Here is a 24,375-nt window from a genome sequence, read left to right on the forward strand (position 1 = left end):
AACCTGCCGGAGACGATGTTTTGTCTCAAGATACTATTCAAATCCGCCAACTTGGCCTGCAACCCTACGAACCTGTTTCGCGGGCAATGCATGAATTCACCGATACCCGCAATGAAACCACTCTTGATGAAATCTGGTTAGTGGAGCATGAACGCGTATTTACCCAGGGTCAGGCAGGGAAAGCGGAACATGTTCTGGTGCCCGGAGATATCCCCGTCATTCAGAGCGACAGAGGCGGCCAGGTGACTTATCACGGGCCAGGCCAGCAAGTCATGTACGTGCTACTCAACCTCAAGCGCCGTAAACTCGGGGTTCGGGAACTGGTGACTATTCTTGAGCAAACCGTGGTTAACACTCTCGCGGAATTAAACATCGATGCTTATCCGCGCGCGGATGCTCCGGGTGTCTATGTTGACGGGCGTAAAATTTGCTCGCTCGGTTTGCGCATCCGCAAAGGTTGCTCATTCCACGGATTAGCATTGAATATCGATATGGATCTCAGCCCATTCTTACGCATCAACCCTTGCGGCTATGCTGGTCTGGAAATGACGCAGGTCAGCTCGTTACGATCGGGAGTTTCGCTGAGTGATGTTCAGCCACTGCTTATCGATAAATTCATTGAATTATTGAATGATCCACCATTCAAATATATCCCCGCTTAATATATATAATTTTTATGACTGCATTTTTTAAATGCAGTTATTAAATGCTAAGTTTCTTTTCGCCGCTTTACTTTATTTCTTATTTTGTATAATTTCATCCACATAAATATAAATCAAAATTTGAATATATATATTCAGTTTGACTGGTATCTGCCTGGCTATGGAGTTTTGCATCATGGAAAGAAATCAAGAAGACAATTACCCAACATTCAAAGCACTACGCAATATCGATCTTAATTTGTTGACCGTCTTCGAAGCCGTCTACATCCATAAAGGGATTGTTAATGCAGCCAGGGTGTTGAATTTAACACCCTCCGCTATTAGCCAGTCTATCCAAAAACTGAGATCGACGTTTCCTGACCCATTATTTATCCGTAAAGGGCAAGGCGTCACGCCGACCGCATACGCGGCACATTTGCATGAATACATTAGCCAGGGGTTTGAATCGATTCTTTGCGCGTTAGATGTTAACAATAACTACGATAAAGAGCGTACCATTACCATCGCGAGCACCCCGTCAGTAGGCGCACTGCTGATGCCCAGAATTTATTCCGCTATTCAGAAAGTCAATCCTAAATTAACTATTCGCAATGTCCCTGTAACAGAGCGTCAATTATCACAATTTCAGGCTGATATCGCCATCGATACGCGTTCCCATCACAGCCCTGGTATTAGCAGCTATAAACTTTATACCGATTCACTTGTGGCTGTTTGCCGTCAGAATCACCCTACTGCCTCATCAATAGTTAAAGGTAGTGATATTCATGACGTGAATTACAGCTTTTTAATTATGCAGGATGATCTATTAATAGATTTACGCCAATTAATTAACGAGACTTTACCGAATCGCCACATCACCTTTAGCAGTTATAATTTTTTAACCATCGCTTCAATGTTAAGTACCAGTGATCTGATTGGTTTCATGCCAAAGAAAATTTATGAAATGTACTCTCGCATCTTTGAGCTTCAGAAGGTTGAATGTGAAGCCTTTACCAGGATTACCGTCACAACCACCATGCATATCAACAAACTGAGTTCGCGTGATGCGGTGTTGCAGGAAGTTATAGACACTATCATTGATGAGTTTGAGCAAGCATAGGAAATCGACCTCTCGCCTTCCGGTATGAGGTCGACATACTGTTCGTTAACGTAGAAAAGCGCACAAACCAACAACTCATTTACAATTCTTTCCCCGTTTACGGCTTTGCCAGGCTGATTTATCCCCTCCAGTGATGGTATACTGCGCGCGCTATTAAAAAATAGTTGATAAATAAAACATTCGATTAGCCTGATTCGTTATTAGCAACTGGAATTTCTACGATATGAGTAAACCTATTGTAATGGAGCGCGGCGTTAAGTACCGCGACGCCGATAAAATGGCTCTGATCCCGGTTAAAAACGTGGTGACTGAGCGCCAGGAGCTGTTAAGAAAACCAGAATGGATGAAGATCAAACTTCCATCTGATTCGACCCGAATTCAGGGTATCAAAGCGGCAATGCGCAAAAATGGTCTGCACTCCGTGTGTGAAGAAGCTTCCTGCCCTAACCTGGCAGAATGTTTCAACCACGGCACCGCGACCTTTATGATTCTTGGCGCAATCTGTACCCGTCGCTGCCCGTTCTGTGATGTTGCTCATGGTCGCCCTGTCGCGCCCGATGTCAACGAACCGGGCAAGCTTGGTCAAACTATCGCTGACATGGCGTTACGCTATGTGGTTATCACATCGGTTGACCGTGATGATTTGCGCGACGGTGGTGCTCAACACTTTGCCGATTGCATCACCGCAATCCGTGAAAAAAACCCGAACATTAAAATTGAAACCTTAGTCCCTGATTTCCGTGGCCGTATGGATAAAGCTCTGGAAATCCTGACCGCTACGCCACCAGATGTATTCAACCACAACCTGGAAAACGTACCGCGCATCTATCGTAAGGTTCGTCCTGGCGCTGACTATAACTGGTCGCTGAAGCTGCTGGAGCGTTTTAAAGAAGCGCATCCGGATATCCCGACTAAATCAGGTTTGATGGTCGGTTTAGGCGAAACGAATGCTGAAATCGTAGAAGTCATGCGTGATTTACGCCGCCACGGCGTCACCATGTTGACGCTGGGGCAGTATTTGCAGCCGAGCCGTCACCATTTACCTGTTCAGCGTTATGTCAGCCCTGACGAGTTTGAAGAGATGAAAGCTGAAGCGCTGGCGATGGGCTTCACTCACGCAGCTTGTGGCCCTTTTGTTCGCTCTTCTTACCATGCAGATCTGCAGGCAAAAGGGATGGAAGTAAAATAACGATGTAACAAATCGTTACTTTTAATTTGCAGCTCACACAAAAAAACCGGCATTTGAGATGCCGGTTTTTTTATATCTGTTCGAAAGCTGTGTTTTGATCAGTCTTTATGCGTAATACGATCAGAGACTGCATCAGTATTATTGGCAGACTTCGCACCTGTTTCGTCTTCATTCATCGCTTTCTTAAAGCCTTTGATTGCCGCGCCAAGATCGCCACCGAGGGTGCGCAACTTCTTGGTGCCAAATAACAAAACAATCAGCGCACCGACAACCAACAACTTTGTAATACTAATCTCGCCCATAACAACCTTCTTTAATCATGCGTGCCGTGAATACGGCGAATAATACACTGAGACAATTAACGGTCATTTTCTCGTGCGTTACAATAGCAACCTGTAACAAGTTGGATCAAGATCAGGTTAAAAATCACTCACAACAAATGCGGTAAAGCGAAACGCCGATTTTTTAGCACCGGCAACATAGCCCGTACTTCACTTAAATGTTGCCTTTCCAGTTCAGCAAAGATCAACGCGGGTCTCTGATTAGCAGCCGCCATCACCACACCAAGTGGATCAATAATTTGGCTGTGCCCGATATTCTTGTTGCCGCACTCGCCTGAGGCCACAACATAGCATGTTGTATCGAGCGCACGTGCTGCCAGAAGCGTTGACCAGTGCATTTCTTTATTCGGCCCTCGCAACCAGGCTGCGGGCAGGACTAAAACCTCCGCCCCCGCCAACGCCAGGCTTAATGCCATTTCTGGAAAACGCAGATCGTAGCAGGTCATCAATCCCACTTTAAATCCTGCAACTTCAATCAATGGTGGCAACGTATCACCGGCATCAACAAGACGCGATTCCTGCACATTAAACGCATCATAAAGATGAAGTTTCTGATAACGGGCAATGACTTCGCCCTCGCGAATCGCCAGTAAGGTGTTCGCAGCACGCCCTGCTGTCGTTTTGACGTGCAGAGTCAGAATCGTCGTCAATTGATTACTGCGGCTTTGCTCGCAAAGTGGCTGAATAAACTCATGATGGACTGCCTGCGCGGATTTCACCGACAAATCCGGGTCATTATCGTCACGCGCCAGTATCGCCTCAGGCAAAACAAGTAAATCTGCCCCATCAGCATGAGCTGTGTGCATATAGTGAAGACATGTTTGCACGTTTTCCTGCCAAAGGTGACTCACGGCAAATTGCCCTATTGCAACTTTCATGTGGTTTCTCTCCAGGCTGCGAATAAATCATTATACCCAGTGTGAAACTTTCCGTGCTGACGTTACACTCATACACTTTAATAAGAACGAACAGGAAACGACTGTGTTGCAAATGCTATTAGCCGTATTCATTGGCGGCGGAACGGGGAGCGTTGTGCGCTGGCTTTTGAGTATGAGACTCAACCCTGTGCATGCTGCCCTTCCGATTGGAACATTGACCGCAAACCTGGTGGGCGCGTTTATTATCGGACTGGGTCTGGCGCTGTTTACCCGCATGACACACCTCGATCCCGTCTGGAAATTGTTAATCACCACCGGCTTTTGTGGTGGTTTGACCACCTTTTCGACTTTCTCCGCAGAAGTGGTTTTCTTACTTCAGGATGGTCGACTTGCATGGGCCGCGCTAAACATACTGCTGAATCTCGCAGGCTCACTCACCATGACCGCTCTCGCATTTTGGATAGTTTCTCTTACATACGGCCAATAATTAACCTCGCGTTAAGGTTAGCTTAATTTATGTCTGCCACTCTGGTTGAAAATTAGCGTGGGGCAGAATGATGAAAGAACGTGTTGCAGGGTGGACAGCTGTGCTGATGAGCACGCTGATCGTGATGTGCTTTGTGAAAATTTATCTATTTTCCTGAATTTAAAACAAAAAAAACCCGCCTTAGCGGGTTTTTATATTCTACTGGTAAAGCCTTAGATAGGCATTACGTTTGCAGCAGATGGGCCTTTGGCACCGTTAGTGATTTCAAACTCAACGCGCTGACCTTCAGCCAGGGTTTTGAAACCATTGCTCTGGATTGCAGAGAAGTGTACGAACACGTCTTTGCTACCATCTTCCGGAGTAATGAAGCCAAAGCCTTTTGACTCGTTAAACCACTTAACGTTACCTTTAATCTTAGACATCTAAATTACCTTTACATGAAAAACGACACAAATGCTGTGTCGGACATCAGTACACCAATTGTGGTGGATTTTGTCCAGTCCCGATTTAAGAAAAAGTGCTAAAAATTGCAACCTCTTTTAAAAACTGTGCAGTAGCCCTTATTTTTGAAAGTCAGATAATAGCGATACATGTTGTGCATGATTTCAGCCATTACCAAGCATCAGAATTGGAAGCGTAACCAGGCAAAGTAAACGTTACCGTTGTTGTAGGTTCCTGGGATATAGGTCATCTGGAACGTCGCCGGGCCATAACCCGCAGAGGCCAGCGGCAATATCACTGGGATCGGAATGTAATTCCAGTTATCGCGCGCGGTAGCGCCCAGCGTGTAGCCGAGTCCCAGACGGAAGTTATCATCAGCCAGCGGACGCCAGATTTTCTCCCAGCCGTAGCCGCCAATCGGTTCCCATTTGTTATAGGAATCTTTAAAAACCATCAGATACAAACCGTGCCAATTTCCGCTATCGTCCCAGCGATCCTGACCAAAACCTATCCCCCACGGGCGCTCGTTATAGCGATCGGTTTTTTCTTTATCGTAGGCAAACCGCGCATGCCAGGTGATGGCAGGCACGTATAAATCATAATGTTGCGGTTCATTCCACGTTTGTGAAACGTTATCCGTTAAAGTATTCCAGGCGTCACCTAAAACGCTACTTTGATTAGCCAGTGCGACGGGCATTATCATTAGCGATGAAAAGAAAACAATACAGGAAATGACAATTCTTTTTGTTAGGGTCACATTAATTTCCACTTCAAAAATCAATATACAACCTAACAAATTATATATGAACAAAAGTTAAATAAACGCGTAGTAAATTCCTAAAGATGTCTAACTTTGTCGAATTAATGGCCGATAAAAACATTACCCCAGCCATTATCTGAAAATAAAAAATGGTGGGGTAACTTGCTATTATTTATCTCTTTTTAATAAAACATACATTGCTGGAATCACCAGCATCGACAATAGCGGTGCCGTGATCATTCCGCCAATCATCGGCGCAGCAATTCGGCGCATCACTTCAGAACCGGTACCGTCACCCCACATGATAGGCAGTAAACCCGCCATGATCGTCGCCACAGTCATCACTTTTGGCCTGACGCGCAGCACCGCGCCTTCATGCAATGCCCGCATTAACATCGGCTTGCCGCCCAAAGGATTGAGTGCTTTATGCCGTGCAATCGCCTGGTTCAAATAAAGCACCATAATGACACCAAATTCAGCGGCGACTCCCGCCAGAGCAATAAACCCTACGGCGCCCGCAACCGACAAATTATATCCAAGCAGATAAAGCAACCAGACTCCGCCGATAAGCGAGAAAGGTAAAGTGCCCATTATTAATAACGCATCGCTCACCCGCGAGAATGTCACATAAAGTAAGACAAAAATAATAACAAGCGTAAATGGTAGGACTATTCTTAATTTAGCGCTTGCACGCTCTAAATATTCAAATTGGCCTGACCAGGATAATGAAACACCTTCCGGTAATTTAACTTGTTGGGAAACGGCGCGTTGCATATCTTCCACCGCCGATTTCAAATCTCTCCCGCGCAGGTCGACATAGACCCAATTCGATAAACGCGCGTTTTCACTTTTCAGCATGGGTGGTCCGTCGGTAATGCTGATATCGGCCAGTTCAGAGAGTGCAATCTGACTACCATTTGCCGTTATAACAGGGAGATTTTTCAGCTTTTGGATGTTATCACGCATTTCACGCGGGTAACGGACGTTGATGGGATAGCGCTCACGCCCTTCTATCGTCTCACCAATATTTTGCCCGCCAATCACCGTCGCTACTAACGACTGCAACTCTTTGACCGATACGCCATAACGTGCCGCTTTCAGTCGGTCGATATTGATATCCACATAACGTCCGCCACCCAACCTTTCCGCAAGCGCAGAAGTCACACCCGGAACCTGCTTCACCACCCGTTCGATTTGCTCGGCAACTTGCTCAATAGCAGCGATATTGTTGCCATTAACTTTGATACCCACCGGGCTTTTGATGCCCGTTGCCAGCATATCCAGGCGGTTACGGATTGGTGGCACCCAAACGTTGGCGATGCCAGGCACTTTCACCACGCTATCGAGTTCACTCACCAGTTTGTCCATCGTCATTCCCGGGCGCCATTGGTCACGCGGTTTAAAACGAATCGTCGTTTCAATCATCGTTAGCGGTGCGGGATCGGTCGCAGTATCTGCCCGCCCTGCTTTGCCGAATACCGTCGCCACTTCGGGTACCGTTTTGATGAGCCTGTCGGTTTGTTGCAGTAAATGTCCGGCTTCACGGGCTGAGATACCGGGTAATGTCGAAGGCATGTATAGCAAATCGCCTTCATCAAGCGGCGGCATAAATTCGCTGCCGAGCCGACTGAGCGGCCACAGCGTCGCCACCAGCACTAAACCGGCAATGACCAGCGTGGTTTTTGGGCGCGCCAGCACTTTGTCGAGAAGCGGCTCATAAGCCGCAATCAGCCAGCGGTTGATGGGATTCGCCTTTTCATCCGGGATTTTCCCACGGATAAAATAACCCATCAGCACTGGCACCAGCGTGATCCCCAGACCTGCGGCCACCGCCATGGCGTAGGTTTTAGTAAACGCCAGCGGCGAGAACATTCGCCCTTCCTGCGCCTCAAGAGAAAACACCGGAATAAACGACAGCGTGATAATCAGCAAACTACAAAACAGCGCAGGCCCGACTTCGACTGCGGCCTGTTCAGAGATACGCCAGTAATCAGCGCCTGTTGGCTGTTTATCCGGGTTGTCGTGCCGCCACTGCTCCAGCACTTTGTGCATGTTTTCGATCATCACGATCGCCGCATCGACCATTGCGCCTATGGCAATCGCGATCCCCCCCAGCGACATGATGTTGGCATTCACGCCCTGGTAATGCATGACAATAAAGGCACCCAATATGCCCAGCGGCAACGTTATCATCGCCACCAGCGCCGAGCGGAAGTGGAACAAGAACAAGGCGCAAATAATCGCTACCACGATAAACTCTTCAAGAAGCTTATAGGAAAGCGTTTCAATTGCGTTTTCAATCAGATGCGAGCGGTCGTAGACCGGAACAATTTCGACACCCGCGGGTAAACTTCTCTGGATTTGCTGAAGTTTGGCTTTTACCGCATTGATAGTATCCAGCGCATTTTTGCCATAGCGCATGACAATAATGCCGCCAGCGACTTCACCTTCACCGTTAAACTCAGCTACGCCCCGACGTATTTCCGGCCCCATACGCAACGTGGCCACATCGCTCAGTAACACCGGGACGCCTTCACGAGTGGTAATAACGACCTGTTTGAAGTCATTGAGGTTTTTTAAATATCCTGCGGTGCGCACCATGTATTCAGCTTCGCCCATTTCGATGACCGAGCCGCCCCCTTCCTGGTTGGCACTTTGCACCGCATCTATCACCTGTTGATGCGTGATATTCAGCGCCCGCATCCGTTGCGGGTCGAGCACTATCTGGTATTGGCGAACCATGCCACCAACACTTGCGACCTCCGACACGTTCGGCACCGTTTTTAGCTCGAACTTAAGCATCCAGTCTTGCAGCGCACGTAAATCTGCCAAACTGTGTTTCCCGCTTCGGTCCACCAGCGCGTATTCATACACCCAGCCGACGCCCGTGGCATCGGGTCCCAACGATGCTTTGGCCTCCGCGGGAAGCTGCGATTGCACCTGGCTTAAATATTCGAGCACCCGTGAACGCGCCCAGTAAGGGTCGGTGCCATCTTCAAATAAAATGTAAACATACGAATCCCCAAACATCGAAAAGCCACGTACCGTTTTAGCCCCTGGAACTGAAAGCATGGTAGTGGTGAGCGGATAAGTGACCTGATCTTCAACAACTTGCGGGGCTTTACCTGGGTAGTTGATACGAATAATCACCTGCACATCGGAGAGATCGGGCAGCGCATCAAGCGGCGCGCGTTGCAGTGACCAAATCCCCCATGCCGCCATCATGATTGCCGCCAGTAAAACCAGCAGCCGGTTTTTGAGTGACCAACGAATCACGGTAGCAATCATTTCATCGCCCCCGCCATTGGCATCTGCATTGGCATTGCCATCTCATGTTGATGTTCAGGCTCTTTTTCCTGGGGCAAAGCACTGCGCAAGCTGGCTTCGGAATCAATCAGGAACTGCCCGGAAGTCACAACTTTGTCGCCCTCTTTCAGCCCTTGTTTAATCTCCACCCAGCCATTTTGAGCCGTACCCACCACCACGTTAACCGGGTTAAAATGGCCGTCATTCTGTGTCACTAACACCCGGCTGGCACTTCCGGTTTCAATCAGTGCTTCTTCAGGAATCGCCAACACCGGCGGCAGGACAGGCGAATTCGCCAGCGTGACATTGAGGTACATGCCCGGCTTGAGTTTCATTTGCGAATTTTCCAACACAATGCGCGCTTTCAGCGTGCGCGTGGTGGTTTCCATGTTGGGTAGCAACTCACTCACACGTCCGTGGAAAGTCTCTCCCGGCCAGCTATCCGATGAAGCCTGAATTTCGCTTCCCACTTGCAGCACTTGTGCCTGAGTTTGCGGGTAATCAATCACAATCCACACCGACTTGAGGCTGGCAATTTCAAATAGCGGTGCAGTAGCCGCAACTTGCGCGCCTTCTCGCGTATCCAGCTTATTGATATAACCCGCCTGCTTTGCTCGCACGGTGACACGCGTCTGCGGCTTTCCCGTTTTCTCCACCAGGCGAATAATCTCCGCAGGCATGAACTGGAGTTGCAGGCGTTCTCGCGCGGCAGACGTTAACGCGCTGTCGCCCAACTGGCGCACGGCCAGATATTCTTGTTGAGCCGCCGTCCACTCTGGTATCCATAATTGAGCCAACGGCTCACCCGCCTTAACGAATTGCTGCGGCGCATTTACAAACAACTTCTCAACTACGCCATTAGCGCTGGCCGGGATTATCTGCACGCTGCGTTCATCCGTTGAAACCGTGGCAAATGCATCAAACTGATAATCCAGAACTTTCTTCTCGGCCTGCGCCGTTTTAATACCCAGATTCTGCTGTTGGCGAGCGCTTACCGTCACCCCGCCCTCTTCCGTGGCTTCATCCGCGTAACGCGGCACCAGGTCCATATCCATAAACGGTGATTTTCCGGGTTTATCAAAACGCTGACCGGGTGTCATCGGGTCATACCAATAGAGAACTTTCCGTTCAGATTGAGCCGCTGGCGCGAGGGTGCCGTGGCTTTGCTTGCCCACGTAATACCCCGCGCCGAGTGCGCCCGCGATGGCGAGTGCGACAAAAGAGAGCTTCGTTATTGTTTTCATTATTGGTTTTCATCCTGTGGCGTCAGATAGCGAATAGCGGCCCAGGTTTCAGCCACGGATTTCTCCGCGCTATTCGCGGTCAGTTCGGTATCAAGTAACGTGCGGCGGGCATTGAGCAAATCGGAAAGCGTGGATTGCCCGGATCGGTATTGCGCTTCAATCAGTGAAAGGCGCTGGCGTTGTAGGGGTAGAATTTCTTCTTGCTGGCGCTGCCAGAGGGTTTGAGCGGCCTGATATTGCGCCACCAGCGTACGAACCAGAGCCACGCGCTCGCGTTTCGCTAAAGCCAATTGATCGTTAGCTTCCATTGATCGCGACATATCAGCCGCCAGATCTTTGTCCTGGCGTTGAGATTTAAACATCGGTAAATCAACGGTAAACATCACGCCCGCCATGTCGTCGTAATCATCGGCGCGATGAGCGTAGTACACCTCAACGCCAACATTCGGCTTCGCTGCCACCGCAGACTGAGCCGAACGCGCTTTGGCAACATCTGCCTCGCGCGCCGCTTCAATCACTTCAGGATGCAGCCCGACGCTTTGCTCAAGAACAGCAGGGTCCGCTGGCAGGCGCTGATAACGGGGTAACGAGCCACGTGCGTTATCAATTTGTTCGCCGGTTAATTGCAGCAAACGAGTCTGAGCCAGCGTCACATCACGCTGTGCGAGGGTCACTTTGTCCTGCATGCCTAAAAGCGTCATGCGAATATCCATCACGCTGGATGCCGGTGAGCTTCCGCTGGCCACCGTGGCTTTTTGCACGCCAATCTGGCGCTCAGTTTCTGCGACCAGTTTTTGAGCCGCCGTCAGGACCTTTTGTGATAACGCTAAATCCAGCCACGCCTGGGCGGCCGATCTTTGCAGCGTCGCGCGAATCACCTCCGCTTTTGCAACACTGCTGGCTGACTGAGCCAGAATCGTTTCTGCTTTGCGGTCGCGTTTATCCTCGCTGACGTAATCTTGCATGATACCGATGCGCTGCATGGTCATGCCTTCGCGGGTAAAACGGTGGCTGTTGCCGCCCTGTACCGGGACGTTTTCAATGCCAAATTTCAGTTTTGGGTCAGGTAGCTGGCGAGCAGAATCCGCCATCGCATTCAGGGCATTGCTCTGATTACGGTTAGCAGAAAGTTCTGCGGAATAGTGAACAGCCGCGGTCAGGGTCTGTTGCAGGCTGAACTCTGCCGCATGAGCGGCAGAGACAGACGCAGCAACCAGCACCCCGCCGAGCCATAAGCTCAGGGAATGTTGTTTCATGACGGCCTCGGTTACTTAGTCGGCGTAACGGAGACGAGTTGGGAAGCGGCATGAGCCACAGAAAAGAAAGCAAAAACGGACAGCGCAGCGGCTGCAAAGGAACGTGCAAAAATAACAGACATAAAAATCTCCAGAACCAAAGTCAAAGGATGGCGAAACGCGCATGAACCAAGACAGTGCTGGAGTTATTCTCTAAAACGACAAAACCGTATTGTGGCGGGAGGGCCGGTTGCAGGTGGGGTTAACAGCGCAACGGAAGTGACCACTTCCTGACATTCAGGGATCACTAAGGCCAGAGTGTCAGTGACCGGCAATGCGACCAACGAACTATAGCCATTATCTTTTTGCATCACGTCCGGAATACAGTGCTTATCACACAGTGATCCTTTCGCTTTCACAATATTCCAATGGTTTTTCATCAGCATATGTTCGCTATGCTGAATAGAAAGTGAGGACGCGCTAATTTCTACCGGGCAGTCGTGCGATGCCACCGCGACCTGGCTGTTGACAAACAGCCAGCCAAACGCCAACAGCAGCATCAAAAGATGCTTCCTGAAAAAGCGTAAACGGCTTGTCGACCAGAACGTGGATTGCAAGGTATTGCCCCTGAAATATGTGAGGCGGCAGTATAAGCATCAGAGCTTTTTAATTTAAAGGGATTTTTAGTTGTTTTACATTTAGCGAAATAATTAACAATTACGTAATATAATCTTAATTAATTACCCTCCAAATGATTATTAACAGAGCAATAAGCGATATAAATATATACCGCTAATCAATAAGTAAATGTCATAATTGCAATGCTGTCGACAAAAGTGTCATGACGGCAGTAGGAAGCTGACTAAATTTGATGCTCATCAGAAATCTACGCCAATGATTCAGGCAGATTGGCTCCGTTTTCGCTGACGACTGCAAAGCGTCTTATTATTTTATTTCTGGCATGGCGTTGCGTTGAGATACCTGAACGCAACAGGGGGCTTTAATGCTGACAACTATTGAATTACTTATTGGGGTTGTGGTTATTGTTGGTGTAGCTCGCTACATCATCAAAGGCTACTCCGCTACCGGCGTATTATTCGTCGGTGGCTTAACGTTACTGATTATTAGTGCCTTGATGGGCCACAAAGTTTTACCTGCCAGCGCTGAAAGCACCGGCTATACCGCAACTGACATCGTCGAATATGTCAAAATCCTGCTGATGAGCCGCGGTGGCGATCTCGGCATGATGATCATGATGCTTTGCGGTTTCGCATCGTACATGACGCACATCGGCGCTAACGATATGGTGGTAAAGCTTGCCTCTAAGCCACTGAAATTAATTAACTCACCATACATTCTGATGATTGCCGCCTATTTTGTGGCGTGTCTGATGTCACTGGCAGTTTCCTCAGCGACTGGCCTGGGCGTGTTGTTGATGGCGACCCTGTTCCCGGTCATGGTGAACGTGGGTATTAGCCGTGGTGCGGCGGCTGCAATTTGCGCCTCCCCTGCTGCAATCATCCTGTCCCCGACTTCAGGCGACGTGGTATTAGCCGCGAAAGCCGCAGAAATGTCATTGGTAGATTTTGCCTTTAAAACCACGGTGCCAATTTCTATCGCTGCCATTATCGCCATGGCGATTGCCCACTTCTTCTGGCAACGCTATCTGGATAAAAAAGAAAACGTCAGCCACGAAATGCTCGATGTCAGCGAAATCCAGACTACCGCACCATCTTTCTATGCCATTCTGCCGTTTACACCAATTATTGGCGTGCTGATTTTCGACGGTAAATGGGGTCCGCAGCTGCACATCATCGCCATTTTGGTTATCTGTATTCTAATTGCTGCGGTGATTGAGTTCTTCCGTAGTTTCAAAGCGCAAACCGTCTTCTCCGGTCTGGAAGTCTGCTACCGCGGCATGGCTGATGCCTTTGCCAACGTGGTCATGCTGTTGGTTGCCGCGGGCGTATTCGCACAAGGCCTGAGCACCATTGGCTTTATCCAGAGTCTGATTTCCATTGCGACGTCGTTCGGTTCCGCAAGCATCATTCTGATGCTGGTGCTGGTCGTGCTGACCATGCTGGCTGCAATGACCACCGGTTCCGGTAACGCGCCGTTCTATGCTTTTGTGGAGATGATCCCGAAACTGGCTCATTCCTCCGGCATTAACCCGGCGTATCTGGCGATTCCCATGCTGCAAGCCTCAAACCTTGGCCGTACCATTTCTCCGGTATCCGGTGTGGTCGTCGCGGTGGCAGGTATGGCAAAAATCTCACCGTTTGAAGTCGTGAAACGCACTTCAGTGCCGGTTGCTGTCGGGCTGATTGTGGTGATTATTGCCACCGAAGTCCTGGTGCCTTCTGCCGCTGCCGTTATTGGCGGTTAAACCCGTTCGCATACCCGCTCACAGCGATCTATATGTGCGCTGTGGGCGTCCTACTTTTCCATAAACAATCTCCGCCATAATCTGCTGTCGCCCTGCGGCAAACTCAAGATAACGCCTCGCCGTAGTACGACTCAGTTTCAACTCCTGCGCCACGGTTTCTGCGGTATGTCGCGCATCCGGGTCAGCAAACAACAACTGCACTTTGGCCAGTGTTAACGCATCAATACCCGCGGGCAATTCCTCTTTCCGCTCGCCACGCGCATAAGCATTAAACATGTCGTCTATCTGCCGCTGGCTGGCGCTCGCATGGCTGACGAGCAATTGCATTCGCTGCTGATAACGTTCGAGCGTTTGGCTCAGGCGTTCATAGGCAATCGGCTTCACCAGATAGTCAAAGACACCCCCACGCACCGCCTCCGCGACGGTTTCCATATCACTTGCGGCCGTAGTAAACACTACGCCACCAGCAAAGCGTGCCTGGGTCAGCTCGTGCAAAAGCGTGATGCCTTTGCCATCGGGTAAATAATTATCCAGCAGAATCAGTGCAGGTTTAAAACGCTCAATCATCATTCGTGCCTGCGCTAAATTGCCCGCCAGCCACACCTGCCCACAACCGTGGAATCGACGAATAAACTCGGCATGCATTTCTGCCAGCGGAGTTTCATCTTCAACAATCAGAATCGTTAGAGCTTGAGCCATAAATGATCTTCACTTTCGGAATAAAAACAGTAAATAAAGAGCCGGACGGTTCATTATCTTCAATCGTAATAATACCGCCGCACCGCTCCACATAGCTGGCTATAAGATACAGACCAATGCCGTGTTCTCCGGGCGCATCAGTTTTGGTGCTGACTCCCTGGTCAAAAATCACTTCGCGCAAGGCTTCAGGCACCCCGCAACCGCTGTCAGCCACCTCAATAATCACTTCATTACCTTCATCACTTAGCCAAAGCTCAACGCTCTTATCACTCTCGGGATAATTCAGGCAGGCTTCAAAAGCGTTATCCAGCAGATTACCCACTACGGCGGCAAACTCGGTGCTGTCCAGTCCTTCCGGCAAATGGCGAAGCTGGCTGCCAGGGTTAATATTGAGCATCAGCCCCAGTTCCCTGGCACGCTGCCATTTACCGAACAGTAGCCCCGCGACCTGTCGGTCATCAAAGGAACCGCGCAGGAAATCAATTAAATCCTGCTGTGCCTGCGACTCGCCTTTCACCATCGCCAGCACCTGGTCGTACTCTTTCATTTGCAGCAGACCACTGAGCGTAGACATCCAGTTAAGGTGTTCGTGCCTTAATGCACGCAGGCTATCAACGTATTGTTTAACCTGCGTCAATTGTGCATTGAGTGCACTGATTTCATCTTTACTGCGAAAGCTGATAATCGCGCCTAACAGTTCATCGCCGGACCAAATCACCCCGCGATTGGCAATCACGTTCAAGCCGTTAAAAGTACACAGCACATCCCGCCGTTCTTGTTCGATGTGTTCCGTGAAAAAGGATGCAGGGTGCACCACTTCGGCGATAGGTTTTGCCAGCCACTGCCTGCCCGGTGAGCTTAACCCCAGCATTTTACGCGCGTTGCGATTAATCGCCGTGATAACACCGTCGGGATCGACGGCGATCAACCCTTCAAATACCGAGCCGAATAGCGCCTCCTGCTGGCGAACCACCTGAGCAATCTGCTGCGGTTCCATGCCTAACATCTGCCTACGGATATGGGCGGCAAAAAACCACGACAACAGCAGCAAAATCACCAGAATCAGGACAAACACCCCAACCAGCGGCAAGAGAAAATCAAGCCGCCAGCTATCTATTTTGCTGACCAGATACCCCAGCGACACCACCCCGATGACTTTCCCCTGCTCGTCAAAAATTGGCGTTTTGGCGCGCATCGCCAGGCCAATCGAGCCTTTGCCGGTAATAAAGTAGCTTTCGCCCTTTTCGAGCGCTCCGGGTTTTGTCCATTGCATCGGCCGGCCGATTTGTTGAGGATTGGGATGATAAAGCCGGATGGAGTTGCGGTCGCCAATGACCACATAATCGAAATCAGAACCCGTTGCCATCTTGCCGACAATCTCGGACAGACGCTGACTGTCTCTGTTTTTTACCGCCTCAACCAGGCTGTCATTAGACGCAATAATTTTCGCCTGATGCATCGCCATATCACGCACATGGTTGGTCAGATAATCTTCAAAACTGGCGGATAAATACTGGCCAAGTGCCGCCATCAACAGAAGGGAAATCAGGAGGAGTAATAAAAAAATGCGTAGCGGAAAGGCAATACGACGTAGAAATCGAAACTCTTTCGCGGGGGTTTTGCCAAACATTGCCATTCCTTTATTAGCACTTTAAATAGCAGACGAATGTAACCAATTTGTTTTCAAACGCGCCCATCAAAACGGCTCAAATCGTTACAGATTCCATACATTAAATCAATTAAACAAATAAAAACCGCTACTCAACTCACAGTGAAAATAATTAAGGAAATAAAAACCATTAAGTCTATTTAAACCACTTAACTCTTTGTGAAATATATCAAAATTAAAAACTTAATTTCTCCGTACGATCGTTGAATTCGCACAGCAGCCTTAACTATGTCGCGATGAGAATGATTGAAAACAAAATGTTATTCATTTGCGACAATCGGCAACACATTTATTTCAACAAGTTTCCACCCACGCAATTATTCGCGTGGCAAAAGGATTTTCATGTTCAGTAATATCGTATTAGCCCGGGTTAAACGCGCAGAAAATAAAAAGATGGCTGAGATTACGCGTTTTCTCCGTGCCAACTCGCTGAGCATCGATACCACGGTAGAAATCTTTATTACACTAACCCGTGATGAACAGCTTATTGCCTGCGGGGGAATTGCCGGAAATATCATTAAGTGTGTCGCCATCAGTGAATCTGCACGCGGTGAAGGTTTAGCCCTGACACTCGCCACCGAATTAATCAATTTAGCCTTTGAACGACAAAGCACCCATCTTTTCATCTACACCAAAAGTCACAACGAAGCGCTGTTTAAACAGTGCGGCTTTTATACTCTCGCCAGCGTGCCTGGCGTCATGGTGCTGATGGAAAATAGCGCCACGCGCCTGCAACGTTACGCCAGTTACCTCACCACACTGCGCCAGGACGGCAATAAAATCGGCTGCATCGTGATGAACGCCAACCCGTTCACTCTCGGCCACCGCTATCTGATTCAAAAAGCGGCCGCACAATGCGACTGGCTGCACGTGTTTATGGTGAAAGAAGACACCTCGCGCTTCCCTTACGAAGACCGCCTCACACTGGTGCGCGCTGGCACCGCCGACATCGCCAAAATCACGGTTCATCGTGGCTCGGAGTACATGATTTCTCGCGCCACTTTCCCCTGCTACTTCATCAAAGAGCAGAGCGTAATTAACCACTGTTACACCGAAATCGACTTACAGATTTTCCGCCAACACCTCGCTCCCGCGCTGGGTATCACGCACCGATTTGTTGGCACCGAACCCTTCTGCAAAGTCACTGCCGGATACAACGCCGATATGTGCCAACGCCTGACCTCGCCAGCCGACAGCTCCCCGCCCATTGAACTGGTGGAAATTGAACGGCTGCGCTATCGCGGCGTATCCATATCCGCCTCCCTCGTGCGGCAATTGCTGGTGAAAAAAGATTTCGCAGCCATTGAGCACCTCGTCCCGGAAGCGACCCGAGAATATTTGCAAAACCTGCTTGCCACGCGATCAGAAAGCGCCGCTGACAGGCAACCGGAACCCGCATTACAAACAGGTGAAAAATGAAAATTACCCGCCCCGCCGTCGCCGGCACGCTTGAGTCGGGAGATGTGATGATTCGCATTATCCCGCTCGATACCCAGGAAATTGACCTGCAAATCAACAGCAGCGTTGAAAAGCAGTTTGGCGCTGCGATCCACGCCACGCTGATCGAAATTCTCACGCGCTATGACGTGCGCGGCGTTCAACTGAACGTGGATGATAAAGGCGCGCTGGACTGCATTCTTCGCGCCCGTCTGGAAACGCTACTGGTTCGTGCCAGCGACGTTTGTGCTCTGCCGTGGGAGGAATGCCAGTGATTGCCCCTATCGCCCAGCAGCGGAAAACCCGCACCCGCCGCAGCATGCTGTTCGTCCCCGGTGCGAATGCTGCCATGGTCAGCAACGCCTTTATCTACCGCGCCGACGCGCTGATGTTTGATCTCGAAGACTCGGTGATTTTGCGCGAGAAAGACGCGGCGCGCCGTCTCGTCTACCACGCCCTACAGCACCCGCTGTATCAGGAAATCGAAACCATCGTGCGCGTTAACGCGCTGGACTCTGAATACGGTCTGGCGGACCTGGAAGCGGTCGTGCGCGGTGGAGCCGATATTGTTCGTCTGCCGAAAACCGATTCTGCTCAGGATGTTATCGACATCGAGACTGAAATTGCGCGCATTGAAACTCAGTGCGGTCGCGAAGCCGGGAGCACGGGCCTGCTGGCGGCAATCGAATCCGCACAGGGCATTACGCAGGCGGTGGCCATTGCCCATTCCTCACCCCGGCTTATCGGCATCGCGTTAGGCGCAGAAGACTATGTGCGCAACCTGCGCACCGAACGATCGCCTGAGGGCGTTGAGCTGTTATTCGCCCGTTGTTCAATCCTTCAGGCCGCGCGCGCAGCAGGGATTCAGGCGTTCGATACCGTCTATTCCGATGCCAATAACGAAGCCGGATTTTTACATGAAGCCGCCCACATCAAACAGTTGGGATTTGACGGCAAATCACTGATCAACCCGCGCCAGATTGAACTCCTGCACAACCTTTATGCCCCGACCCGCAAAGAGGTCGACCATGCACAACGCGTCGTGGAAGCCGCCGAAGCCTCCGCTCGCGAAGGGCGCGGCGTCGTTTCGCTCAACGGCAAAATGGTAGACAGCCCGGTAATCGAACGCGCACGTCTGGTACTCGCCCGGGCAGAGCTTTCTGGCCTTCGTGAAGAATAAGGAATCACAATGACTCACACTCAACGACAGGAACGCCTCAACGCCTGGCAACGCCGCAGCGACAGCGATATCCAGGCTTTCCAGAACGCGTCCAAACTGAACCAGCAAACGCAAAAGCCACGCGATAAAAAACTGTGCGCCGGGCTTGATGAAGCCATTCGCCGTTCCGGCCTGCACGACGGCATGACGATTTCTTTCCACCACGCGTTTCGCGGTGGCGATCTGACGCTGAACACCGTGATGGAAGCTATCGCCAGAATGGGCTTTAAAAATCTGACGCTAGCTTCCAGCTCGTTAAGCGACTGCCATGCGCCGCTGGTCGAGCATATCCGCAACAACGTCGTCAGCCGTATTTATACCTCCGGGCTGCGAGGCCCGCTTGCTGAAGAGATCTCTCGCGGATTGTTGGCCGAACCGGTGCAAATCCACTCCCACGGTGGCCGCGTGCAACTGATCAAAAGCGGCGAGCTGAAAATTGACGTCGCATTTCTCGGTGTTCCTTCCTGCGATCCCTTCGGTAACGCCAACGGCTACACCGGCAAAGCCTGCTGCGGCTCGCTGGGTTACGCGAAAGTAGACGCAGAAAATGCCCGTCAGGTGGTTTTGCTGACCGAAGCCCTGCAACCCTACCCGCACAATCCCGCCAGCATCCCGCAGGATCATGTGGATTTGATCGTTCAGATCGACCGCGTCGGCGATGCCGATAAGATCGGCGCAGACGCCACCCGCATGACCTCCAATCCTCGCGAGTTGTTGATTGCCCGAAGTGCGGCCGATGTGGTGGTGAACTCCGGTTATTTCAAAGAAGGCTTTTCCCTGCAAACCGGCACCGGCGGCGCATCCCTTGCCGTCACCCGTTTTCTGGAAGACAAAATGCGCAGCCGTGGCATTCACGCGGCTTACGCGCTGGGCGGCATAACTTCCACCATGGTGGATCTGCATGAAAAGGGCTTGATCAAAAAGCTGCTCGACGTGCAGAGCTTTGACCGCATTGCCGCCGAATCGCTGGCACACAACCCGAACCATATCGAAATCAGCGCCAACCAGTATGCCAACTGGGGCTCAAAAGGCGCATCTGTCGACCGACTGGATGTCGTCGTGCTCAGCGCGCTGGAAGTGGACACGCGTTTTAACGTCAACGTGCTGACCGGTTCGGACGGCGTGCTACGCGGCGCCTCCGGCGGCCACTGCGACACTGCCGTTGCCGCCGCGCTATCGATTATCGTCGCGCCGCTGGTTCGCGGACGCATTCCTACGCTGGTAGATGAAGTGACAACCTGCGTCACGCCTGGCTCAAGCGTCGATATTCTGGTCACAGACCACGGTATCGCCGTCAACCCGGCGCGCCCGGAACTGGCGGAAACCCTCAAAGAAGCCGGGATGAAAGTCGTCTCTATCGAATGGTTACGTGAACGCGCCGAACTCCTCACCGGAAAACCGCAGCCGATTGAATTTACCGATCGCGTTATTGCGGTGGTGCGCTACCGCGACGGCTCGGTTATCGACGTTGTTCGCCAGGTGAAGGAGTAAACGATGCCGCTGTATCTTACCTCTGCAACCCGCGCCGTTGTTACGGTGCCGGAAATCATCGCCAGCCGTGATGCACGCCAGACCCGCCAACAGTCCTGGCTGGAACGCCATGGTGTAACGCTGGTTTCGTTTACCGTCGTCGCGCCCGGCCCCGTAAAAGATAGCGAACTGACGCGACGTATCTTTAATCATGGTCTCAGGGAGTTACGCCATCTGGCAGAGCTTTCCGGCTGGGAAATCAAAAAACAGACTTGCCTGCCTTTAGCCACCGGCCCGGAAGGATTACTGGCAATAGATGCGCCAGCCATGAGTGTGAAACTGGCGACCATCGGGCTTGAGAAAACGCACCCGCTGGGCAGGCTTTGGGATCTGGATGTGCTCACTGCGCACGGGCAAATTCTTTCGCGTCGCGACTTTGACCAGCCGCCACGCGATTGCCTGATTTGCCAGCGTGCTGCCAGCCTGTGTGCTCGGGAGCAAACTCACTCGCTTTCTGAGCTGCACGCCCGCATGGAGGCACTGTTAGATGCTGCCGAAAACGCTGCCCACGCTTGATGCCGATATCGTCGCGGGATGCTGTGACCTCGGATGGCGCGCGATGCTGACTGAAGTCAATCTCTCCCCGAAACCGGGCCTGGTCGACCGCTTTAACTGCGGGGCGCACAAAGACATGGCGCTGGAGGATTTTCATCGCAGCGCCGAAGCCATCCGCCACTGGTTGCCGCGTTTTATGGCGTCAGGAGCCCGTCACGCCAACCGTCCTGCACATGAAGCGCTCGCGGACCTGCGCGTGATTGGCATGGGCTGTGAAGCCGATATGTTCTGCGCAACGGCTGGCGTCAACACCCATAAAGGCACTATTTTTTCCCTGGGATTGCTATGTGCCGCCATCGGGCGCTTGTATCAGCAGCGGCAGGTTATTTCGCCAGAAGCTGTCGGTAAAACCGTCGCTAATTATTGCCAGGGTTTAACCGGTCGCGAACTGCAAAATGGCAACGCCCAACACACCGCCGGGCAACGCCTTTACCGCCAGATGGGGCTAACAGGGGCACGCGGAGAAGCCGAAGCGGGCTATCCGCTGGTGCTCACACTCGCCCTTCCCCATTACCGCACACGCCTGGCGGCAGGAAGTGACCCCGAACTCGCGTTGCTCGACACTTTATTAGTGCTGATGTCTGTCAACAACGACACCAACGTCGCCTCGCGCGGCGGAAGCACCGGCCTTCAATGGCTACAACAACACGCCCAAACACTGTTACGCCGGGGTGGCATTCGTCAACCCGCCGATCTGAGCCACCTGCACGAATTTAACCAGCAATGTATCGAACGCAATCTCAGCCCAGGCGGCAGCGCTGACCTGCTGATCGTCACCCATTTTTTAAGCGAACTAATGCCTTACACACTCAACACAAATTAATAAAAATCCTTACTGGAGAATCAGTTATGTCTGTTTCAAAAGATAAAATATGGAAGTTACTGGCCCCGCTAGTGGTGATGGCCGTGATGCTGCTTATTCCAGTGCCCGACGGCATGCCTCCGCAGGCGTGGCACTACTTTGCAATCTTTGTCGCCATGATTGTCGGCATGATTCTGGAGCCGATTCCTGCAACGGCAATCAGCTTTATCGCCGTGACAATTTGCGTTATCGGTAGCAATTACCTGCTGTTCGACGCTAAAGAACTGGCAGACCCTGCATTTGACGCCGGAAAACAGGCGCTGAAATGGGGGCTAGCGGGCTTCTCAAGCACCACGGTCTGGCTGGTATTCGGGGCATTTATCTTCGCGCTGGGTTATGAAGTCACCGGGCTGGGTCGCCGTATCGCGCTGTTTATGGTGAAATTCATGGGCAAGCGGACGCTGACGCTGGGCTACGCGATTGTCATCATCGATGTGTTGCTGGCACCGTTTACCCCGTCAAACACCGCACGAACCGGCGGCACCGTATTCCCGGTAATCAAAAACCTGCCGCCGCTGTTCCAGTCCTTCCCAAACGATCCTTCATCGCGCCGCATCGGGAGTTACCTGATGTGGATGATGGTGATCAGTACCAGTCTTAGCTCCTCGATGTTTATCACCGGGGCGGCACCTAACGTGCTGGGGCTGGAGTTCGTCAACAAAATTGCCGGTATCCAGATAAGCTGGATGCAGTGGTTTTTAAGTTTCCTGCCCGTGGGAATCATCTTGCTGATCGTCGCCCCATGGCTTTCTTATGTGCTGTATAAACCAGAAGTGACACACAGCGCGGAGGTGTCTGGCTGGGCCAGCAGCGCGTTAAAAGAGATGGGCGCGTTAACACGCAAAGAGATGATTTTAATCTGTTTAGTGTTACTGAGCCTCGGGTTGTGGGTGTTCGGCGGTGAAATCATTGATGCCACCGCGGTGGGGTTGCTGGCGGTGTCGCTGATGCTGGCGCTGCACGTCGTGCCGTGGAAAGACATCACCAAATATCACAGTGCCTGGAACACGCTGGTGAACCTCGCCACGCTGGTCGTTATGGCAAGCGGTCTGAGCCGGTCCGGTTTCATCGACTGGTTTGCCGATACCATGAGCTCGCACCTTGAAGGGTTCTCGCCTAACGCCACGGTGATCGTGTTGGTTCTGGTGTTCTACTTTGCGCACTATCTCTTCGCCAGCCTTTCGGCCCACACGGCCACCATGCTGCCGATGATCCTCGCCGTTGGTAAAGGCATTCCGGGCGTACCCATGGAGCACCTGTGCATCCTTCTGGTGCTGTCCATCGGCATAATGGGCTGCCTGACGCCTTATGCTACCGGCCCTGGCGTGATTATCTATGGCTGCGGTTATGTGAAATCCAAAGATTACTGGCGATTGGGCGCCATTTTTGGCGTGATCTATATCAGCCTGTTGTTGTGCGTCGGCTGGCCGATTCTGGCCCTCTGGAGCTAACGGTAAGTCATTCTGGAAACAAGCGTCTCTGTGAGGCGCTTTTTTTATGGTTAAATATGATGACTTCTGGAAGCCCGAGCGAGAAAACGCATGAAAATGACGTGGCAAAACACGCTAATTCTGACCTCTTTACTGACCACCAGCTCCCTGCTGCAAGCGCAGCCGCTGACCGCAAAGCAATATGGCGATTTTGACCGTTATGTCCTGGCGCTATCCTGGCAAACGGGCTTTTGCCAAAGCATGCATGAACGCAATCGCAATGAGCCTGCCGAGTGTAAAACACAGCAGGAACAAAATGATAAACGTGCCTTTTTGACGGTGCATGGTCTGTGGCCAGGTTTGCCAAAATCAGTGGCAGCAAGGGGTGTGGATGAAAAGCGCTGGATGCGTTATGGCTGCTCTACGCGCCCGGTTCCTAACATGGCCGAGGCTCGCGGCTCGCAAAAATGTCAGGCACCTGCCCCTGCATTAACCCCAGATATCGCCAGCCAGCTCGCCGGAGTCATGCCGGGGGCGGGCGGCCAGTCATGCCTGGACCGATACGAATTTGCCAAACATGGCGTCTGTTTTGGCTTCAACCCTAATGCCTATTTCGGCACCATGGTGCGCCTGAATAGTGAATTTAAACAAAGCGCTTTTGGTAACTTTTTGGCTGAAAACTACGGCAAAATCGTGACGCGAAAAGCCTTCAATAAAGCGCTGGAAAAAAGCTGGGGAGACGATGCGGTAAAAGCGGTAAAACTGACCTGCAACGGGAATCCAGCTTATCTGACTGAAATGCAAATCTCTCTGGATGCAGCAAAAATTAACGGCCCTTTAAACGAAGATTCATTCGCTAAACAGAAAAACCCAGGCAACTGCGCGAAGCAATTCCGCCTGGATGCGGTAGGTTATTAATCACCAAAGCGGTGGATGACGCCTGCGG

General features: G+C 51.2%; 23 protein-coding genes. 13 read left to right on the plus strand and 10 right to left on the minus strand.

Annotated elements, in window-relative coordinates:
• Positions 1–20: 20 nt before the first annotated feature.
• The 3 genes from lipB (at position 21) to lipA (ending at position 2,950) form a co-directional block, all read left to right on the plus strand.
• Complete coding sequence (gene lipB, locus DY231_RS16960; protein WP_115630174.1) at positions 21–662, plus strand: lipoyl(octanoyl) transferase LipB; 642 nt, start codon at positions 21–23, stop codon at positions 660–662.
• A gap of 175 nt (positions 663–837) precedes the next feature.
• Positions 838–1,761 carry a YbeF family transcriptional regulator gene (locus DY231_RS16965; protein WP_256682675.1) on the plus strand — a complete coding sequence of 308 codons (924 nt, stop codon included), beginning with the start codon at positions 838–840 and terminating at the stop codon, positions 1,759–1,761.
• Positions 1,762–1,984: 223 nt separating this feature from the next.
• A complete protein-coding gene (lipA, locus tag DY231_RS16970; protein ID WP_115630178.1) occupies positions 1,985–2,950 on the plus strand; it encodes a lipoyl synthase in 966 nt (321 codons plus the stop codon).
• A 98-nt stretch (positions 2,951–3,048) separates the two neighbouring features.
• On the opposite strand, the gene tatE is transcribed toward lipA, so the two are convergent.
• On the minus strand, positions 3,049–3,252 hold the full coding sequence (gene tatE, locus DY231_RS16975; protein ID WP_115630180.1) for a twin-arginine translocase subunit TatE: 204 nt from the start codon (positions 3,250–3,252) through the stop codon (positions 3,049–3,051).
• Positions 3,253–3,380: 128 nt separating this feature from the next.
• Positions 3,381–4,169: a deaminated glutathione amidase gene (locus DY231_RS16980; protein ID WP_115630182.1), complete on the minus strand. Its 789-nt coding sequence runs from the start codon at positions 4,167–4,169 to the stop codon at positions 3,381–3,383.
• 103 nt (positions 4,170–4,272) lie between these two features.
• Here DY231_RS16980 and crcB point away from each other — a divergent pair, with 103 nt between their 5' ends.
• Positions 4,273–4,656: a fluoride efflux transporter CrcB gene (gene crcB / locus DY231_RS16985; protein ID WP_115631874.1), complete on the plus strand. Its 384-nt coding sequence runs from the start codon at positions 4,273–4,275 to the stop codon at positions 4,654–4,656.
• A 212-nt stretch (positions 4,657–4,868) separates the two neighbouring features.
• Here the strand turns inward: crcB and cspE are convergent, their stop codons facing one another.
• The 6 genes from cspE to DY231_RS17015 form a co-directional block, all read right to left on the minus strand.
• A complete protein-coding gene (cspE, locus tag DY231_RS16990) occupies positions 4,869–5,078 on the minus strand; it encodes a transcription antiterminator/RNA stability regulator CspE (RefSeq protein WP_004100146.1) in 210 nt (69 codons plus the stop codon).
• 200 nt (positions 5,079–5,278) lie between these two features.
• Complete coding sequence (pagP, locus tag DY231_RS16995; RefSeq protein WP_256682716.1) at positions 5,279–5,836, minus strand: lipid IV(A) palmitoyltransferase PagP; 558 nt, start codon at positions 5,834–5,836, stop codon at positions 5,279–5,281.
• A 189-nt stretch (positions 5,837–6,025) separates the two neighbouring features.
• Positions 6,026–9,145, minus strand: coding sequence for an efflux RND transporter permease subunit (locus DY231_RS17000; RefSeq protein ID WP_115630186.1), 3,120 nt, complete (start codon positions 9,143–9,145; stop codon positions 6,026–6,028).
• On the minus strand, positions 9,142–10,407 hold the full coding sequence (locus DY231_RS17005; protein WP_115630188.1) for an efflux RND transporter periplasmic adaptor subunit: 1,266 nt from the start codon (positions 10,405–10,407) through the stop codon (positions 9,142–9,144). The genes DY231_RS17000 and DY231_RS17005 overlap by 4 nt, the downstream gene beginning before the upstream one ends.
• On the minus strand, positions 10,407–11,663 hold the full coding sequence (locus DY231_RS17010; protein ID WP_115630190.1) for a TolC family protein: 1,257 nt from the start codon (positions 11,661–11,663) through the stop codon (positions 10,407–10,409). The genes DY231_RS17005 and DY231_RS17010 overlap by 1 nt, the downstream gene beginning before the upstream one ends.
• Positions 11,664–11,848: 185 nt before the next feature.
• Entirely contained in the window at positions 11,849–12,202 is a 354-nt protein-coding gene (locus DY231_RS17015; protein WP_115630192.1) for a hypothetical protein, read from the minus strand.
• 443 nt (positions 12,203–12,645) lie between these two features.
• Here DY231_RS17015 and dcuC point away from each other — a divergent pair, with 443 nt between their 5' ends.
• Complete coding sequence (gene dcuC, locus DY231_RS17020) at positions 12,646–14,028, plus strand: anaerobic C4-dicarboxylate transporter DcuC (RefSeq protein ID WP_115630194.1); 1,383 nt, start codon at positions 12,646–12,648, stop codon at positions 14,026–14,028.
• 18 nt (positions 14,029–14,046) lie between these two features.
• On the opposite strand, the gene dpiA is transcribed toward dcuC, so the two are convergent.
• On the minus strand, positions 14,047–14,727 hold the full coding sequence (gene dpiA, locus DY231_RS17025; RefSeq protein ID WP_115630196.1) for a two-component response regulator DpiA: 681 nt from the start codon (positions 14,725–14,727) through the stop codon (positions 14,047–14,049).
• Positions 14,696–16,357, minus strand: a complete 1,662-nt coding sequence (dpiB, locus tag DY231_RS17030; RefSeq protein WP_115630198.1) for a sensor histidine kinase DpiB — start codon at positions 16,355–16,357, stop codon at positions 14,696–14,698. Before dpiB ends, dpiA begins: the two co-directional genes overlap by 32 nt.
• Before the next feature lie 381 nt (positions 16,358–16,738).
• Between dpiB and citC the strand changes: the two genes are divergently transcribed.
• The 8 genes from citC to rna all read left to right on the plus strand — a co-directional run bounded on the left by citC (position 16,739) and on the right by rna (position 24,347).
• Entirely contained in the window at positions 16,739–17,815 is a 1,077-nt protein-coding gene (gene citC / locus DY231_RS17035; RefSeq protein ID WP_115630200.1) for a [citrate (pro-3S)-lyase] ligase, read from the plus strand.
• A complete protein-coding gene (citD, locus tag DY231_RS17040) occupies positions 17,812–18,108 on the plus strand; it encodes a citrate lyase acyl carrier protein (RefSeq protein WP_115630202.1) in 297 nt (98 codons plus the stop codon). Before citC ends, citD begins: the two co-directional genes overlap by 4 nt.
• On the plus strand, positions 18,099–19,013 hold the full coding sequence (gene citE, locus DY231_RS17045) for a citrate (pro-3S)-lyase subunit beta (RefSeq protein WP_370511334.1): 915 nt from the start codon (positions 18,099–18,101) through the stop codon (positions 19,011–19,013). Before citD ends, citE begins: the two co-directional genes overlap by 10 nt.
• Positions 19,014–19,022: 9 nt before the next feature.
• Positions 19,023–20,543, plus strand: coding sequence for a citrate lyase subunit alpha (gene citF, locus DY231_RS17050; protein ID WP_115630206.1), 1,521 nt, complete (start codon positions 19,023–19,025; stop codon positions 20,541–20,543).
• Positions 20,544–20,546: 3 nt separating this feature from the next.
• Positions 20,547–21,098, plus strand: coding sequence for a citrate lyase holo-[acyl-carrier protein] synthase (citX, locus tag DY231_RS17055; RefSeq protein ID WP_115630208.1), 552 nt, complete (start codon positions 20,547–20,549; stop codon positions 21,096–21,098).
• Positions 21,070–21,960 (plus strand): triphosphoribosyl-dephospho-CoA synthase CitG, encoded by an 891-nt coding sequence (gene citG / locus DY231_RS17060; RefSeq protein WP_115630210.1) that lies wholly within the window; start codon positions 21,070–21,072, stop codon positions 21,958–21,960. The genes citX and citG overlap by 29 nt, the downstream gene beginning before the upstream one ends.
• A 26-nt stretch (positions 21,961–21,986) precedes the next feature.
• The gene (locus DY231_RS17065) at positions 21,987–23,450 is read left to right on the plus strand and encodes an anion permease (protein ID WP_115630212.1); all 1,464 of its coding nucleotides are present in this window, start codon (positions 21,987–21,989) and stop codon (positions 23,448–23,450) included.
• A gap of 90 nt (positions 23,451–23,540) precedes the next feature.
• Entirely contained in the window at positions 23,541–24,347 is an 807-nt protein-coding gene (gene rna, locus DY231_RS17070; RefSeq protein ID WP_115630213.1) for a ribonuclease I, read from the plus strand.
• Positions 24,348–24,375 lie beyond the last annotated feature (28 nt).

Source organism: Buttiauxella agrestis, from assembly GCF_900446255.1.
Classification (GTDB): domain Bacteria; phylum Pseudomonadota; class Gammaproteobacteria; order Enterobacterales; family Enterobacteriaceae; genus Buttiauxella; species Buttiauxella agrestis.

Bases quoted from the DNA above. Each gene is read 5' to 3' on its own strand.
- DY231_RS17015 (WP_115630192.1), bottom strand. From the start codon at position 12,202: ATGCTGCTGTTGGCGTTTGGCTGGCTGTTTGTCAACAGCCAGGTCGCG.
- citE (WP_370511334.1), top strand. From the start codon at position 18,099: ATGCCAGTGATTGCCCCTATCGCCCAGCAGCGGAAAACCCGCACCCGC.
- citF (WP_115630206.1), top strand. From the start codon at position 19,023: ATGACTCACACTCAACGACAGGAACGCCTCAACGCCTGGCAACGCCGC.
- DY231_RS16965 (WP_256682675.1), top strand. From the start codon at position 838: ATGGAAAGAAATCAAGAAGACAATTACCCAACATTCAAAGCACTACGC.
- DY231_RS16980 (WP_115630182.1), bottom strand. From the start codon at position 4,169: ATGAAAGTTGCAATAGGGCAATTTGCCGTGAGTCACCTTTGGCAGGAA.
- tatE (WP_115630180.1), bottom strand. From the start codon at position 3,252: ATGGGCGAGATTAGTATTACAAAGTTGTTGGTTGTCGGTGCGCTGATT.
- citG (WP_115630210.1), top strand. From the start codon at position 21,070: ATGCTGCCGAAAACGCTGCCCACGCTTGATGCCGATATCGTCGCGGGA.
- rna (WP_115630213.1), top strand. From the start codon at position 23,541: ATGAAAATGACGTGGCAAAACACGCTAATTCTGACCTCTTTACTGACC.
- citC (WP_115630200.1), top strand. From the start codon at position 16,739: ATGTTCAGTAATATCGTATTAGCCCGGGTTAAACGCGCAGAAAATAAA.
- lipA (WP_115630178.1), top strand. From the start codon at position 1,985: ATGAGTAAACCTATTGTAATGGAGCGCGGCGTTAAGTACCGCGACGCC.
- dcuC (WP_115630194.1), top strand. From the start codon at position 12,646: ATGCTGACAACTATTGAATTACTTATTGGGGTTGTGGTTATTGTTGGT.
- dpiA (WP_115630196.1), bottom strand. From the start codon at position 14,727: ATGGCTCAAGCTCTAACGATTCTGATTGTTGAAGATGAAACTCCGCTG.
- dpiB (WP_115630198.1), bottom strand. From the start codon at position 16,357: ATGTTTGGCAAAACCCCCGCGAAAGAGTTTCGATTTCTACGTCGTATT.
- DY231_RS17065 (WP_115630212.1), top strand. From the start codon at position 21,987: ATGTCTGTTTCAAAAGATAAAATATGGAAGTTACTGGCCCCGCTAGTG.
- citD (WP_115630202.1), top strand. From the start codon at position 17,812: ATGAAAATTACCCGCCCCGCCGTCGCCGGCACGCTTGAGTCGGGAGAT.
- cspE (WP_004100146.1), bottom strand. From the start codon at position 5,078: ATGTCTAAGATTAAAGGTAACGTTAAGTGGTTTAACGAGTCAAAAGGC.
- DY231_RS17005 (WP_115630188.1), bottom strand. From the start codon at position 10,407: ATGAAAACAATAACGAAGCTCTCTTTTGTCGCACTCGCCATCGCGGGC.
- DY231_RS17010 (WP_115630190.1), bottom strand. From the start codon at position 11,663: ATGAAACAACATTCCCTGAGCTTATGGCTCGGCGGGGTGCTGGTTGCT.
- citX (WP_115630208.1), top strand. From the start codon at position 20,547: ATGCCGCTGTATCTTACCTCTGCAACCCGCGCCGTTGTTACGGTGCCG.
- DY231_RS17000 (WP_115630186.1), bottom strand. From the start codon at position 9,145: ATGATTGCTACCGTGATTCGTTGGTCACTCAAAAACCGGCTGCTGGTT.